At 42.3% G+C, this 16,069-nt stretch carries 10 protein-coding genes and 1 riboswitch; of the genes, 7 read left to right on the top strand and 3 right to left on the bottom strand.

The window, feature by feature from the left end; all coding sequences use genetic code 11:
* The first annotated feature begins 7 nt into the window (after positions 1-7).
* Both recR and ACMZ6Z_RS00360 read left to right on the top strand, forming a co-directional pair.
* Entirely contained in the window at positions 8-604 is a 597-nt protein-coding gene (gene recR, locus ACMZ6Z_RS00365; RefSeq protein WP_416130679.1) for a recombination mediator RecR, read from the top strand.
* Positions 605-646: 42 nt separating this feature from the next.
* Positions 647-1,693, top strand: coding sequence for a D-alanine--D-alanine ligase (locus tag ACMZ6Z_RS00360; protein ID WP_416130678.1), 1,047 nt, complete (start codon positions 647-649; stop codon positions 1,691-1,693).
* Positions 1,694-2,104: 411 nt separating this feature from the next.
* On the opposite strand, the gene ACMZ6Z_RS00355 is transcribed toward ACMZ6Z_RS00360, so the two are convergent.
* Positions 2,105-2,671 (bottom strand): folate family ECF transporter S component, encoded by a 567-nt coding sequence (locus tag ACMZ6Z_RS00355; RefSeq protein ID WP_416130677.1) that lies wholly within the window; start codon positions 2,669-2,671, stop codon positions 2,105-2,107.
* 69 nt (positions 2,672-2,740) lie between these two features.
* Positions 2,741-2,831: riboswitch (THF riboswitch) on the bottom strand.
* Positions 2,832-2,963: 132 nt separating this feature from the next.
* Here ACMZ6Z_RS00355 and ACMZ6Z_RS00350 point away from each other — a divergent pair.
* The 4 genes from ACMZ6Z_RS00350 (at position 2,964) to ACMZ6Z_RS00335 (ending at position 8,956) form a co-directional block, all read left to right on the top strand.
* On the top strand, positions 2,964-4,334 hold the full coding sequence (locus ACMZ6Z_RS00350) for a UDP-N-acetylmuramoyl-tripeptide--D-alanyl-D-alanine ligase (RefSeq protein WP_416130676.1): 1,371 nt from the start codon (positions 2,964-2,966) through the stop codon (positions 4,332-4,334).
* Positions 4,335-4,338: 4 nt separating this feature from the next.
* The gene (locus tag ACMZ6Z_RS00345; RefSeq protein ID WP_416130675.1) at positions 4,339-5,028 is read left to right on the top strand and encodes a TIGR02206 family membrane protein; all 690 of its coding nucleotides are present in this window, start codon (positions 4,339-4,341) and stop codon (positions 5,026-5,028) included.
* A gap of 189 nt (positions 5,029-5,217) precedes the next feature.
* Positions 5,218-6,762, top strand: a complete 1,545-nt coding sequence (locus ACMZ6Z_RS00340; protein ID WP_416130674.1) for a peptide chain release factor 3 — start codon at positions 5,218-5,220, stop codon at positions 6,760-6,762.
* A gap of 601 nt (positions 6,763-7,363) precedes the next feature.
* Positions 7,364-8,956 (top strand): DEAD/DEAH box helicase, encoded by a 1,593-nt coding sequence (locus ACMZ6Z_RS00335; protein ID WP_416130673.1) that lies wholly within the window; start codon positions 7,364-7,366, stop codon positions 8,954-8,956.
* A 152-nt stretch (positions 8,957-9,108) separates the two neighbouring features.
* Here the strand turns inward: ACMZ6Z_RS00335 and ACMZ6Z_RS00330 are convergent, their stop codons facing one another.
* A complete protein-coding gene (locus ACMZ6Z_RS00330; protein ID WP_416130672.1) occupies positions 9,109-9,369 on the bottom strand; it encodes a GIY-YIG nuclease family protein in 261 nt (86 codons plus the stop codon).
* The gene (locus tag ACMZ6Z_RS00325; RefSeq protein ID WP_416130671.1) at positions 9,362-10,123 is read right to left on the bottom strand and encodes a tRNA1(Val) (adenine(37)-N6)-methyltransferase; all 762 of its coding nucleotides are present in this window, start codon (positions 10,121-10,123) and stop codon (positions 9,362-9,364) included. The genes ACMZ6Z_RS00330 and ACMZ6Z_RS00325 overlap by 8 nt, the downstream gene beginning before the upstream one ends.
* Before the next feature lie 179 nt (positions 10,124-10,302).
* On the opposite strand from ACMZ6Z_RS00325, the gene ACMZ6Z_RS00320 reads away from it, so the two are divergent.
* Positions 10,303-15,984, top strand: coding sequence for a ZmpA/ZmpB/ZmpC family metallo-endopeptidase (locus ACMZ6Z_RS00320; protein WP_416130670.1), 5,682 nt, complete (start codon positions 10,303-10,305; stop codon positions 15,982-15,984).
* Positions 15,985-16,069: the final 85 nt, after the last annotated feature.

Here is a 16,069-nt window from a genome sequence, read left to right as displayed (position 1 = left end):
GATGTCTGTGTTATATCCCACACCCATTGCAAAATTGATTGATAGTTTTTCCAAATTACCAGGCATTGGCATCAAAACGGCTACTCGTTTAGCCTTTTATACGATTGGTATGTCTGATGAAGATGTCAATGCCTTTGCTAAAAATCTCTTAGCAGCCAAACGTGAGCTAACCTACTGCTCTATCTGTGGCAATCTTACGGATGATGATCCTTGTCAGATTTGTAGCGATGAGACTAGGGATCGTTCTGTTCTCTTGATTGTTGAGGCTTCAAAAGACGTGTCAGCGATGGAGAAAATTCAAGAATACCGTGGGCTTTATCATGTCTTGCATGGCTTGATTTCTCCCATGAATGGGATTAGTCCTGATGACATCAACCTTAAAACGCTGATCACTAGACTTATGGATGGTGATATCACTGAAGTGATTATTGCGACCAGTGCGACAGCAGATGGTGAGGCAACCTCTATGTATATTTCACGGATTTTAAAACCAGCGGGCATCAAGGTGACCCGCCTAGCCCGTGGTTTGGCAGTCGGTTCAGATATTGAATACGCGGATGAGTTAACCCTTTTAAGGGCGATTGAAAATCGTACAGAATTGTAAAAAAAGACGATGACAAGTCAACAAGGATAAGAAAGGACTATTATGACTAAACAAACATTAATATTGCTTTATGGGGGGCGTTCTGCCGAACGTGAGGTTTCTGTATTATCTGCCCAGAGTATTATGCGCGCAATCAACTATGAGAAATTTCAGGTTAAGACCTATTTTATTTCTCAAAAAGGTGCTTTTATTAAGACCCAAGAATTTAGTTGTCAGCCTGATGACAATGAAGAACTCATGACCAATCAGACCATTTCTTTGGATCAACAAATCAAACCGTCAGATATTTATCAAGAAGATGCCGTTGTCTTTCCTGTTCTTCACGGACCAATGGGAGAAGATGGCTCTATGCAAGGCTTTTTAGAGGTTTTGGGGATGCCTTATGTCGGTACCAATGTCTTATCGTCAAGTCTTGCCATGGATAAAATCACTACCAAACAAGTCCTCGAATCGGTAGGTATTCCACAGGTTGCTTATACTGTCTATATTGAGGGTAATGATCTGGAGGCTTTTCTGGTGAAGACCATGGAGACCCTAGACTTTCCCATCTTTGTCAAGCCAGCTAATATGGGCTCTTCAGTCGGGATTTCAAAAGCTGAGAATGAGTCAGAACTAAGGGCTGCTATCGCTGAGGCTTTGACCTTTGATAGTCGCATCCTATTAGAACAAGGGGTCACGGCGCGTGAGATTGAGGTGGGTCTTTTAGGTAACACCGAGGTCAAAACGACTGAAGCTGGTGAGGTAATCAAGGATGTTGCCTTTTATGACTACAAGGCCAAGTACATTGACAATAAGATTACGATGTCCATTCCAGCAGCCATTCCAGCGGATGTCATGTCTCAGATGCGTCGCTATGCCGAGACAGCTTTTAAGACACTTGGGGGTTGCGGTTTATCTCGTTGCGACTTTTTCTATACAGAGTCGGGAGATATTTTCTTAAATGAGTTAAACACGATGCCTGGCTTTACCCAGTGGTCCATGTACCCTTTGTTATGGGAAAATATGGGCCTGGCTTACGCTGATTTGATTGAGGAGTTAGTCAGACTAGCACAAGAAATGTATGACAAGCGAGAAAGTCACTTGGTTTAGCTAGTAGAAGCTACTTGCCAGCTATCTCTTGAGGAATGCTAGTTATTCCTTTGTCAGTATTTTTTTATCAGTCTTAGATATTTCTAATGAAGTCTTCTGCTATTATAGTCTTTTGAATTAACTGTGATACGCTTCGCTTTTTGGGTTTTTAGGTTCAGACCTCAAAACCTCATCATGAGGCTTTGAGCTTTCAACTTGAAGTACTCTTATGAGACACGTTCTGCTTGTCTTATCTCCAGCCTCAAGCAGTTTAGTAAACGGTTTGTGCTGTCTGCGTCTCAGCTCCTTGTCTGAAAGTTAATTCATTTGACTATCGTACTGGTCCTCTTTATCCATCCAAACGAGATGTCACCCATCAAAAAAATCAGCGTAGGATGAGGCGCTGATTTTTTATATAACATAATTCGTTTATTAATGATTCGGATGGAGTAGTTTTCGATACTCTGGCAGGCGATTAAGCTGTGGTAAGATTGCCATAGTCACTAAGATACGGATTGGAATTTCAAATAATTTGATCCAACGTCCTGCGACGAATTGTGCCATGATAGGAACGTGATAGTAGTGCTGAATCAGCCACGGGGTCATGACGAAACTTCCTAAGATGCTAAGGGTTGTAACGGCTATGGTTACATAGAGCCAGTCTTTTTTGGATGCCCAAGAAAAGGATCTGCCATAAAAGAAAAGACCGTAGAAGAATCCCATGATAGCTTCCATAAAGGTCCAACCAATTAAAAACATGCCAGCCTTTTCAGAAAAGAGGGTATCTATAATATCAAAAAAACCTAAGGTGAAAAAGCCAAGAAGAGGCCCAGTGATTGACCCAATAATGGTTTCTAAAATGAACGTAAAGCTAAGCACCAGCTGCTTGGGAATAATAGTGATGGAAAAACGTCCCACCAAGTAGCTAAGGGCTAGCAAAATGCCGATAGTGGCTAAGCGACGAGGACTTAACTTTGGAAAAGTTAACAAATGTTTCATGATAAAGCTCCTTAAAAAAAGATAGTGGAGCTGTTAAGACGACTTCACTCCATCAGAGTGAAAATAGCTAACAGCGGATGCAATGATTTATCGCACGAATCGTTTCGTTATGTGACAACATCCCATTCACATACACTTGACGCAAATCATTTACTCTGTTGATTGGTATGACCAACCTTTTATATTATATCATAAGTTCCAAAAATAGCAAGTCGTAGTTTTCCCTAAAACCCGCTTCTTTAAGAGTTGTGATATAATGGAAATACTATTGAACAAAAAGAAGGTGTCGTTGATGAGATTACGATTACATGAAGTCGCCAAGGTTGTTGGTGCTAAAAATGATATCACTGAATGGGAAGATTTTGCTCTCAATCACGTTGAGTTTGATTCACGCAAGGTAGGTCCAGGCGATCTTTTTCTGCCCTTAAAGGGAGAGCGAGATGGTCATGATTTTATAGCTATGGCTTTTAAACAGGGAGCCCTTGCTACTTTTTCAGAAAAAATCATTGAGGGTCATCCTTATCTGTTACTAGATGACTGTCTAGCAGCCTTTCAAGCTTTAGCCGCTTATTATCTTGAACGTCGTCCTGTTGATGTGATTGCCATCACAGGCTCAAACGGCAAAACAACGACTAAGGATATGGTGGCTCATCTCTTGTCAACGACCTACCATACCTACAAGACTCAAGGCAATTACAACAATGAGATTGGGCTTCCCTACACTATTCTTCACATGCCAGACCAGACTGAAAAACTGGTCTTGGAGATGGGGCAAGATCACCTTGGGGATCTTAAACTCTTATCGACCATTGCCAAGCCTCATATTGCTGTGGTTACCTTAATCGCAGAAGCCCATTTGGCCTTTTTTGGTAGTCGTGATAAGATTGCAGAAGGGAAGATGCAGATCACTGAGGGCATGGATAGTGATGGTATTGTGATTGCTCCAGCAGATCCTATCCTTACCCCCTATCTCCCGACCCAGCAGAAGCTGATTCACTTTGGGCCTAATCAGGCCATTGCCATGACAGACCTTCAAGAATTTAAGGATTCGCTCACCTTTAAGACGAATTTTTTAGACGCTCCGATTAATCTCCCGGTTACTGGCAAATACAATGCCACTAACGCCATGATAGCTGCCTATGTGGCAACCCTACTCATGGTACCTGAGTCAGCGATTCATGAGGCCTTTAAAACCCTTGAATTGAGTAAAAATCGTACGGAGTGGAAAAAGGCTGCTAATGGTGCGGATATTTTGTCAGATGTTTACAATGCCAATCCCACAGCTATGAGGCTAATCCTAGAAACGTTTTCAAGCATTCCAGCTAATGAGGGTGGCAAAAAAATAGCGGTTTTAGCCGATATGAAGGAGCTAGGAGCTGAGTCAGTTACCTTTCACAATCAGCTGCTCATGAGTTTAGCGCCAGATAGGATTGATACCTTAATTTTCTACGGTCAAGACATCGCCACCTTGGCACAATTAGCCAGTCAGATCTATCCTATCGGTCATGTTTATTACTTTAAAAAGACAGCGACAAAAGACCAGTTTGATCACTTGTTGAGTACGGTTCAAGCAGTTTTAGAACAAAATGATCAGATATTATTAAAAGGCAGCAATTCGATGAAGTTAGCTGATATTGTGACGACTTTAGAAGGAGGTGACTAAGCTCATGATACCTATTTTACAAATCCTAACAGGTGAGTCCAGTCATCCACCTGCCGTGACACCAACGGTTTATGCGATTTTAGGAGCCTTAGTTGTGGTTGCTATCGCCATGACTCGCCTTTATTATCATCACTCTTTTTACCAGCATTTTTGGAAGGGTCTTCAATACCTTCAAGTCCTAGCACTTTATACTTGGTATCTCTTAGCACACTTTGATCTAACAGAAGCACTGCCTTTTTACCATTGTCGGCTGGCGACACTTGCCATTCTCTTTTTACCACAGGGGCGCTTAAAGACCTACTTTGCTTACTTGGGAACAGCTGGATCCATCTGCGCTCTCTTATACCCTGTTTTTGATCCGTATCCGTTTCCACATGTGACCATTCTTTCTTATGTTTTTGGGCATGTCGCCTTGTTAATCAACAGTCTTACCTATCTTTACCGTCATCAGGAGTGGCGCCATCTCTCTTTTCAGAGGGTCTTGATAATGACCTTTGTTATGAATCTTTTGATTGGAGTGATTGACCTGCTGCTAGGGGCTAATTATGGTTTTTTAAGAGAAACTCCCTTGCTGGCTGGGAAAAATGGTGTGGTAAATGTCCTACTTGTCACCCTTGTCATTGCTGTTTTGATAATGATTGTTCAAAAGCTTATTGCCAAAGATAGCCGTCGATACAGTCAGAGCAGGACTTGACCAGATGATTTAGAATTAGCTATAATAACAAAGGCTTGGACAAGGGATTAGGGCTCTACTAGTTCAGCTCTTGATCTAAAAAAGCAGATAAAGCCCAATGTAGAACCAGTATGGATTAAGTGAAACATAGAACAAAATAGAGCAGCAGTTACTTGCTGACCAGCACAATAACACACAAAGGAAATGATTATGTCAACTCAAGAGGAAATTAAGCGTCGTAGAACCTTTGCCATCATCTCTCACCCGGATGCTGGTAAAACGACCATTACGGAACAATTACTTTATTTTGGTGGTGAGCTGCGTGAAGCAGGTACCGTCAAAGGGAAAAAAACAGGAACTTTTGCCAAATCTGACTGGATGGATATTGAGAAACAGCGTGGGATCTCGGTGACTTCATCAGTCATGCAATTTGACTACGCTGGTAAACGCGTCAATATCTTGGATACGCCTGGTCACGAGGATTTCTCAGAGGATACCTACCGTACCCTTATGGCTGTGGACGCTGCTGTTATGGTCGTTGACTCTGCTAAGGGGATTGAGGCGCAAACCAAGAAACTTTTTGAAGTTGTCAAACACCGCAATATTCCTGTCTTTACCTTTATCAATAAATTGGACCGTGATGGGCGTGAGCCATTGGATCTTTTGGAAGAATTAGAAGAAGTCCTTGGAATTGCTTCTTATCCGATGAACTGGCCAATCGGTATGGGACGTGCCTTTGAAGGACTTTACGATATTCACAATCAGCGATTAGAACTCTACAAAGGTGATGAGCGCTTTGCGGAAATCGCTGATGGAGACACGCTTTTTGCCAACAACCCTTTCTATGAACAAGCTAAAGAAGATATTGAGCTTTTGAGTGAAGCAGGAAATGGCTTCTCTCAAACGGCTGTTTTAGCAGGGGAGCTGACACCAGTATTCTTTGGGTCAGCCCTTACCAACTTTGGTGTGCAGACTTTTCTTGATACTTTCTTGGCATTTGCGCCAGAACCACATGGTCATAAAACGACTGAAGACAAGATGATTGACCCTCTGGATAAGGATTTTTCGGGATTTGTCTTTAAAATCCAAGCCAATATGGACCCTCGACATCGTGACCGTATTGCCTTTGTTCGCATTGTTTCAGGTGAGTTTGAGCGTGGTATGAGTGTCAATCTTCCGCGTACTGGTAAAGGCGCTAAGCTTTCAAACGTGACTCAGTTTATGGCAGAATCTCGTGAGAATGTTGACAATGCTGTTGCCGGTGATATTATCGGAGTTTATGATACGGGAACCTACCAAGTGGGGGATACCCTGACTGTTGGTAAGAATAAATTTGAATTTGAACCACTACCAACCTTTACGCCAGAGCTTTTCATGAAAGTATCCGCAAAAAATGTCATGAAACAAAAATCCTTTCACAAAGGGATTGAACAGTTGGTGCAAGAAGGTGCTATTCAGCTTTATAAAAATTACCAAACAGGTGAGTATATGCTGGGTGCCGTTGGTCAACTGCAATTTGAAGTTTTCAAACACCGTATGGAAGGTGAGTACAACGCAGAAGTTGTGATGACACCAATGGGTAAAAAGACCGTACGCTGGATTAAACCAGAAGACCTTGACGAACGCATGAGCTCAAGCCGAAATATCCTAGCCAAAGACCGTTACGACCAACCCGTATTTCTCTTTGAAAACGACTTCGCGCTTCGCTGGTTTGCCGACAAATACCCAGATGTAGTATTGGAAGAGAAGATGTGAGAGGAGCGCAGTTGGTCCAAGAACTCAAGCCAAGCGTAGAGTGATTTGCTACCAACCACTGCGCTTTATAGAAAAAATTATTAGCTCGTTTACGAACTCAATTTTGTCGTTTTTCCTTTATGGAATGATCAGATTCAGCAAGCTCTTGGCAGTTTTAACATCAAAGAAAGTCGATGCATTTGTACTGCACCCTAGAAGTAAACTTTTTGTCTAACTTTTCAGGTGCGAGTCATTTTGTCATCGGCATTTTTGAGGTTAAAGGCTATTTCTTTAACCATCATTCTGTTAACACGATTTTGCTATACATGACCTCACTGACTTCTATTAGGTAATCTTTCAAGAAGCAATGATGATGTCAGGCAATGTCAATGAAAACGTATTTATGATTTTATGAACAGTATTTCTATCAATTTACCAGTGATTATGTTACACTAGATAGGTTGTCATTATTACTAGCAGATGTGTTGGCTAAAAGAGTTGAAAAACTTTCATTGGCCAAATTTTTATCAGTTATAAGGATTTGAACCGGCTTTTAGTGAGCCAATTATCTGCAACAGCCTAATAGAGTGGCTTCGCACCACTTTTAGAAAAGAGATTTATATTGAAATTTACAGCATTTAACTTAACTGAAGATATTCAGTCAGCCATTGTGACTGCTGGCTTTGAAAAAGCGTCACCTATCCAAGAGTTAACCATTCCACTCGCGCTTGAGGGCAAGGATGTGATTGGTCAGGCTCAAACTGGTACGGGTAAAACCGCTGCCTTTGGTCTACCGACACTAAATAAAATTGCCACTGATAGAAATGTCATTCAAGCCCTTGTTATTGCGCCAACACGTGAGTTGGCAGTACAATCACAAGAAGAGTTATTTCGTTTTGGACGAGATAAAGGGGTTAAAGTCCGTTCTGTTTTTGGTGGATCATCCATTGAAAAACAAATTAAAGCCCTAAAATCAGGTGCCCACATTGTTGTTGGGACTCCTGGACGTTTGCTTGACTTGATTAAGCGTAAAGCCTTGAAATTGGATCATATTGAAACCTTAATCCTTGATGAAGCCGATGAAATGCTTAATATGGGATTCTTAGAAGATATTGAGTCTATTATTAGCCGTGTTCCGGACAATCGTCAGACCTTGCTCTTTTCAGCGACCATGCCAGATGCCATTAAACGCATTGGTGTTAAGTTTATGAAAGAGCCTGAGCATGTTAAGATTGAAGCCAAAGAGTTGACTAATGTCAACGTTGATCAATATTATGTTCGTGTGAAAGAGCAAGATAAATTTGACACTATGACACGTCTGATGGATGTTGATCAGCCAGAACTGTCAATCGTCTTTGGTCGTACCAAACGTCGTGTTGATGAGTTGACTCGTGGGTTGAAATTACGTGGTTTTCGCGCAGAAGGCATCCATGGTGATTTGGATCAAAATAAACGCCTTCGTGTGATTCGCGATTTTAAAAATGACCAAATCGATATTCTAGTTGCGACAGATGTTGCGGCACGTGGCTTGGACATTTCTGGTGTCACACATGTTTATAACTACGATATCCCTCAAGATCCAGAAAGTTATGTTCACCGTGTTGGACGGACTGGTCGTGCTGGAAAATCTGGTGAGTCAATTACCTTTGTCTCACCAAATGAGATGGGTTATTTGTCAATGATTGAAAAGTTGACTAAAAAACCAATGAAAGGCCTCAAACCTGCGACAGCAGAAGAAGCCTTCCAAGCCAAGAAAAAGGTTGCCCTAAAGAAAATCGAACGTGATTTTGCAGATGATGCTATCCGTGCAAACTTTGAAAAATTCAAGGGGGATGCCATTCAATTGGCGCAAGAATTCACCCCTGAGGAATTAGCACTTTATATCTTGAATTTGACCGTCCAAGATCCAGATAGCATGCCAGAAGTAGAGATTGCGCGTGAAAAACCATTGCCATTTAAGCCATCAGGTGGTGGTAAAGGTAAAGGAGGACGTGGCAATCGCGATCGTAACCGTGGTGGTCGTGATAATGACAGCCGTCGTAATGGTCGAAATGATCGTCGCCGTGGTGATCGCGATGGAGACCGCCGTAACTTCAAACGTCGTGATGACAAGTTTAAAAAAGATAACCGTCGTCAAGATAATAAAAAACCACACAAAAACACCTCCAGCGAAAAAACAACAGGATTTGTGATTCGCAACAAAGGTGACAAATAATTTAGAAGTCAGACAAGAATCAATAACGAATCCAAGATTGTGAAGAAATTGGTTCAAAGACTCCATCTGAGAAACAATCTTACCAATCACTTTATGAAAAACGCATCTTATCAAGGTTTTGAACACCTGATAGGATGCGTTTTCTCATCTTTTTATTTTTTGTGGTCTTTGATATAGTCTAGTTTTTGTTGGCGTCTTTTTTGTTTGAAGTAGGCTTCGGCACTTTGGGCTTCTGGTTTGCTGGGGAAACTTTCTTGATAAAGAAGTTTGACTGGCAGACGGGCTCTGGTGTATTTAGCGCCTTTTCCTGCATTATGCGTTTTTAAACGCTGTTGGACATTGGTCGTGTAGCCTGTGTACAGTGTCTGATCAGCGCATTCTAGGACATACATGTAGGCTTTGGTTTCAGTCATGGTGATCCTTTTTTCCAAAATAAATCTCAAAAATATCATCGGTATAATCACCATTGTCCTTGTGAACAAAGAGTGGTGGTAAGATTTTCAAACCATCGGTAGAGCCATCTTTGATGGCTTCAATGAGGAGCATGTTGGCCTCTTTTCCCATTTTAGGATAGACAAACTGAACACGCTTTGGCGCCAAGTTAGACCGTCTTAGGGTATCAAGGATGTCCAAAAAACGGTCGGGGCGATGAACCATGGCTAAGTGTCCGTTGGATTTGAGGGCGTGTCTGGATACTTGGCAAATCTCCTCTAAGTTGGTGGTGATTTCATGACGCGCTAGGAGATGGTGCTCGGAGAGGTTTTTCTTGGAGGTTTCCGTGGCTTTGAAATAAGGAGGGTTGCAGAGGATAAGGTCAACTTGTGAGCGAGGGACGTGATTAAGGAGGTTTTTGAGGTCATCCTGAACCATGCTCACTTGCTTTTCGAGGTGATTGAGCTGGATAGAACGTGCTGCCATATCAGCCAAACGTTCCTGGAGTTCCACCAAGGTGATAGGCGCTTTGGTCCTGGTACTGGCAAAGAGACCGACAGCACCATTTCCCGAACAGAGATCCACAATCAGCCCTTTAGCGGGAATCTTGGGGAAACGAGACAAGAGGACGCTATCAATGGAGTAGCTGAAAACAGCCTTGTTTTGAATGATTTTGATATCGGTAGAAAAGAGCTGATCGATACGCTCTCCTTGGTTTAAAGTTATCTGAGACATAAGACTATTATAGCGAAGTTTAGGTGAAATGAGTAGGTTTTCCAGTCATTATTTGATAAAATAAATAATGACTGCATTTTTTAATGCTATTTTTTCTGGCGTGATCCCTTTCTGTGAGTTTTTCAAGGTTGAGTGATTGCCTAACTAGTCTCACAGTGATTATTTGGAGGTATTTTAATTTGAAATCATTTTTTCATGAGCAGTTTCGACAACGCTTTTCCATACGTAAGTTGGCGATTGGTGTTGTTTCTGCTAGTCTTGGTATGGCAATGCTTGCTTCAGTAGCTCCCTTAGAAAGAGTCAGCGCTGATCAAGCAGATCATCAGATAGACAATACGGTGGCGATTGAATATGTTTATGTGCCTTACGAAAATCTTAGCGAGGAAGAAAAGCAAGCACTGGTATTGACCAATCATGATTTTAAACAGGAAGTCGCGAAAACCGATGCTCGCTACACCCTTATTTATCAGGATAATCACGTCTTATCGAGCTTACCCAATACTGGGGAAATCAGTCCCAATCTTTTAGCCTTACTATCTGGTCTAGGTATTATAGCGGTTCTGGTGACTCCTAGAAAATACCGTCATAAGACGATTGTCACAGTAATTGTTGTGACTGGTCTTGGTTTTAGTGTTGCCAAGGCTTCGGCTTTAGAGGCTGGCCTTCGACCATTACTAACTGAGCACTTTAGGCTTTTGGTTGGTGAATCACTACCTCAACCCAAACAATTTAGCAATGGAAAGATTTTTCAATATTATTTAAAAGAAGAGAAAGACTCCAGTGCGTCAACGGTAATATCTGATAAGACAAAACCTTTTGATAAAGTATTCGACCATTCAGTTGAAACGGTTTTAACCACTCAAAATACGCCAGACTCATCTTTTGATGAGTCTATGGTGACCGAAACTTGGGAAGAAGCTAAAGATCCCATCCCAGTAGAGGTTTCTCGAGAGGAGAGTTGGTCTGATGCCAACTACCCACCAGAAGTCTCTCCAAAAGTGACCGAGACTTGGACTGATGAGAATTACCCTTCAACCCCTACTCCAGAGATTATCAGCAGCTGGGAACCTTCAACAGCTCCTGACATTATCGAGGTTGCTCGAGAGGAGAGCTGGACTGATGCCAATTATCCCCCAGCAATTTCTCCAGAAGTGACCGAGACCTGGGCTGATGAGAATTATCCACCAGAATCCTCCCCAGCAGTTATCAGTAATTGGGAGGTATCAATTGCTCCCGACGTCATCGAGGTTGCTCGAGAGGAGAGTTGGTCTGAAGCCAACTACCCACCAGAAGTCTCTCCAAAAGTGATCGAGATCTGGACTGATGAGAATTACCCTTCAGCCCCTACTCCAGAGATTATCAGCAGCTGGGAACCTTCAACAGCTCCTGACATTATCGAGGTTGCTCGAGAGGAGAGTTGGAGTGATGCTAACTATCCTCCAGAAATAGCTCCTGATGTTGTTGAGAGCTGGTCTGATGCCAATTATCCCCCTGAAGTAAGTCCTGATGTGATTGAGACTTGGTCTGAGGAGCTTTACCCACAAACAATGGCTGAGCAAAATGAGCCTAAAGCCATCAAACAAGTGCTTTCGCTCAACAAAACCATTGCAGCGATTGATAGTGTGGACACGTCTTTACTAACCAATCTATCTAGCGTGACATGGCAGGATGGTATCCAGCCTGATACCTCAGTTGCAGGAGAGGATTTCACTGGAACAGTTTTGATTACTTATGAGGATCTGTCAACGGATACCCTCATCGTTTCCTATGATGTCTTAAGAGAAAAAACGATTCCTGAACTAAGGCTGAAACAATTTGAGCCAAATGCTCATGAAGATAAGATTAAGCTTACCTACACCTTGACTGATCCAGACAAGACCTTTGTTTCAGCTACTGCAGTTGTTTACAAGGATGGTCTTACCGTTAAGTCTGTTTCCCTTTCGAAAGCATCAGAGTTTACGGTAGACATTAGTGATTTAGATAGTGATGTAGATTATATTGTCAAAACAGAGTTGCAATATGATTTAGAAAATGGTAAGGGTCAACAGACGAAAGTGGTTTCTGAAACGCCCTTTACGCTGGAGAGAAAGCATGTGGCCTTTAAGCATATTTCAGGGGCAGAGCTTTACCACAAGTCCAATGACCGTTACCAAAAGCTTTACACGCTTGATCAGGTTGATGATAATCTTGAGCATTACTATGTCAAGCTGACGTCTGATCGTCAAAAAGACATTTATCTAGCTGTTTCAGAGATTGTGCCAGTCAATGCCCCAACGATTGATGAGCGCCCACTCTACAAGGTAGTGACGACTGCTCCTGAATTACGTCAATTTGATAAGACCCGTCAGCTTGATCAGCCTAGTTATCAATTCTACATTCGTCAGACCCTACCTTCTCAAGGGACTAAATACCGCTATTTTGCAGATCTTATCGAAGCTATTCAAAAAGATCCTTCAGGTACTTTTGAGATAGATGAGGATTTACGAGCGACAGATGTTACGCTAGCTAATGGTGCGAGCTCTTATGCGGGTCATTTTACGGGCACTTTATTAGGACATCACTACACGATTAGCGGTCTAAAAGCACCCTTATTTGACACGCTATCAGGTGATTTCCAAATCAGAGATTTAAGCCTTAAAGACGTTTCTATCATCAATAAATCTGCCGAATGGGGAGCGCTTGCTAAACGAGCGCAAGGAAAGAAAAACAGTAGTATCATCTCGCAGGTAGCCGTACAAGGTCAACTGGCTGCTGATCGCTCTATCGGTGGCTTGGTTTACCGTGCTAGCAATACGCAATTTGAGAATGTATCTTTTGACGGTTCTCTAAAGACCGTTAATGACTGGTTTTACAACTACAGCGGTGGTATTGTGGGCTACCTAGAAGGTGCAAGTAGTATCAATGGTGCTAGGGTTAAGATTGATCATAGCAGTCAAGGGAACTACAACGGTGCTACCTTCACGCGTATTGGTGGTGTTTCTGGTAATACAGAGATAAATGGTAGCATTTCAAACGTCCATGTGACAGGTTACATGACGAAAACGAATGCTTCTCCATCTTTCATTGGTGGTATCGTCGGGACAATGGCTAATAGCACACGTATCAGTGATAGTGTGTCTGACTTGGTTCTTAAGGACGTTAAGCCAATTGTTGGTCAACAATTATCTGCTAATGCCTCTGTCGATAAAGCGACTGTTAGCCTTGTCGGTCTTGAGGATGCCTTTGCGACAACTAAGACAGCCCAAGAACTAGCGCAACAAGTGGCTGATATGCCATGGCCTGATAAGCTAGGTCAGCCTTCCAATAGTAACTATGCGATTTACGATGTGGACTACAGCCGTGTCAAAAACTACCAGCCAGCCAACCTCATCGCTTATCATAACATGGAAAAATTATTGCCATTTTACAATAAAGAACTGATTGTCACAAATGGTAATAAGGCGACTGGAAAATTAGCAGAGCAAAAACTCCTATCGGTTATCCCGATGGCGGGAGACACTGTGGTTGCCAATTACCAGCAGCAAAAAGAAGCCATCACCAAATTACTGCTACACTATGCTGATCAGTCCATTGCCTATCTGGATGTGGCTTATCAAGGACTCTTTAAGGAAACTGGTATCGCTGAATACAAGATTTTAGGGACAGACCTAATCTACACGCCCGAACAGTTCTTGACGCATAACGACGCTATTGTCAAAGATAGCTTGCAGGATTTGAGTGAATTAGATTATTACGGTCCTGAAGTACAGGCATTCTACGGCTTTACAGCTGCTAATGCCAAGGAAAAGATGGACAAGCTTTACCTCAAAGAATCCTTCGATAGCCTCAAAGATCATTTAGAGCCTATTATTGGCGGTCTTGTGTCGACCTCTAATGTCTATGCTAGCGCTACTGGAGATATGGCGTCTTATATCAAGGCTAATAAAGTGCCTTTGATGCTTGGCTTGGCTTACATGAACCGTTGGTATGGGATTGACTTTAAACAAACCAATATTAAAGATATTGCCATCTATTACCAAGACTTCTTTGGTAAACCAGTAGATACCATAAGGTTTTTAACCACATTGGGTCAACAGTACGACAGGCTACGCTTGGCGAAAAACCTCACCACCTTTGCGGATGTCTTAGGCAAGCAATCGGGTCACCGTCAACTTATAGACTATCTGGATGCTAATCGTCAGCTCTTTACAGACTGGGATGGTGATACCTGGTTTAGAAAAACGACCAAGGCGCTCTTGGTTGAAAAGCAGTCTAAGCAAGTTCCAGAGCGTCCTTATACCGTCTATGATAAAATCACCAACATAGAGGGTGAACGCAATGGTCTCCTACCATTATTGACTGCGCGTGAGGGCATTGTGATTCTTTCAAACATGTCGGGAATGACCTATGGCATGTATGATCGCTATATCAATCCTGACCTCAAGGTCAAAAATCCTCAAGAGTATGCTCAAAAACTGGAAGAATTGAAGGCAAAAGCCAATCAAGCTGGTATCTGGCAGCGTGATCATCTGGATTTCTGGTACCGTATCTTACCAGAAGCGTCTGCTCACAAACTGAGCACCTCTCATGTCACCACTTGGGATGGCTACATGGTCGATAGACAATGGAAACCAATGTTTGGTGATGATTCTAATCAGGCGATTTTAGATTTCTTTGGTCCGATTGAGCGTGGTCGTATTGCCAACAATGGTTCAGGCGCTTATGCTGATGGAAAGAGTGTTTATTTTGTTTGGAATAGGGTTTTAGATGCCTATGGAACGTCTGTTTGGACGCATGAAATGGTGCATAACTTAGATGGCGGGGTTTACTTACTCAATCACGGTAGACGTGAGGGCATGCACCCAGAAGCCTTTCCAACAGGCTTGTTACAAGCTCCTGCACATGGTGCTTCTTCTGATTATTTTGTGATTAACTCTGTTTATGATTTTAGTGAGCATAAGGACAGTGATACTCGCTATCAAAACCTATCCCCTGAACGTTTTACAGATGCTAAGGCATTAAAAGACTATGTGCATGGGATGATGGATGTTCTATATGTCTTAGACTATGCAGAGGCAAGTGCCGTCTTGGCTCAACCAGAGGTTATCCAAAAACGTTGGTACAAGACCATGGAAAATAAGATTACTAACGTCAAGCAGTCAAGCGACGATACCCAAAACACAGCACCTTACTATGCTGAAAATGTCATTCGTGATTTCACGGATGAGGAGTGGGCTAAGATGTCGCTAAAAACAGTCCATGATTTGATTGATCACAATGTCGTCTCCAGCCGTGGGCATGGCAATACAACTTATGGTAGAGCAGGGTATTACTGGATGGACATGTTTAACAGTATCTATGCGATGCTGCCTATGGAAACTGGCGCACCAAGTACCTTTATGTTTACCAGATTTGCTTATGAACTCTTGGCTGATAAGGGTTATCAGGATGGTTTTGTACCTTATACCTCTAACCAATACGTCGCTGAAGCGCTGGCTGCGAATGAAACCATCTACAGTGATTATCACCGTCGTGTCGTGGGATTGGTTAATGATAAGCGTGTGCTTAACAATATTTACCAAGATCAGTATGCGACATGGCAAGACTTCAAAAAAGCCATGTTTGATGAGCGGATTAAGCAATTAGGCCATCTCAAAGCAGTGACGCTACAGATAGATGGCGAAGAAAAAGCCATTACAGGCTTTGATGCCCTTCAATTATTGATTGCTCAAGCTGTCCATAGTGATATTGCTAGAAACACCATTTCAGACAATCAAAGATCAGCCGTCCGTCGTCTGAAAAAAGCCATTTACAATGCTTATTTGAGACAGACCAATGATTTTCGTAGCTCAATCTTTGATGCTAAAAATGATGAGACCTAATCTTTTTGGTCATCATTTTGAACCAAAAGTGATAGCGAAACAGGACTAGCCATCAAAAATAACTAGCAAAGACACGTTAGATAGA

The sequence above is a fragment of the Streptococcus pluranimalium genome (genome assembly GCF_047785705.1).
GTDB classification, from domain to species: Bacteria; Bacillota; Bacilli; order Lactobacillales; family Streptococcaceae; genus Streptococcus; species Streptococcus pluranimalium_A.
The sequence above is the reverse complement of the archived record's forward strand: the minus strand, read 5'-3'. Positions and strand labels throughout refer to the sequence as shown.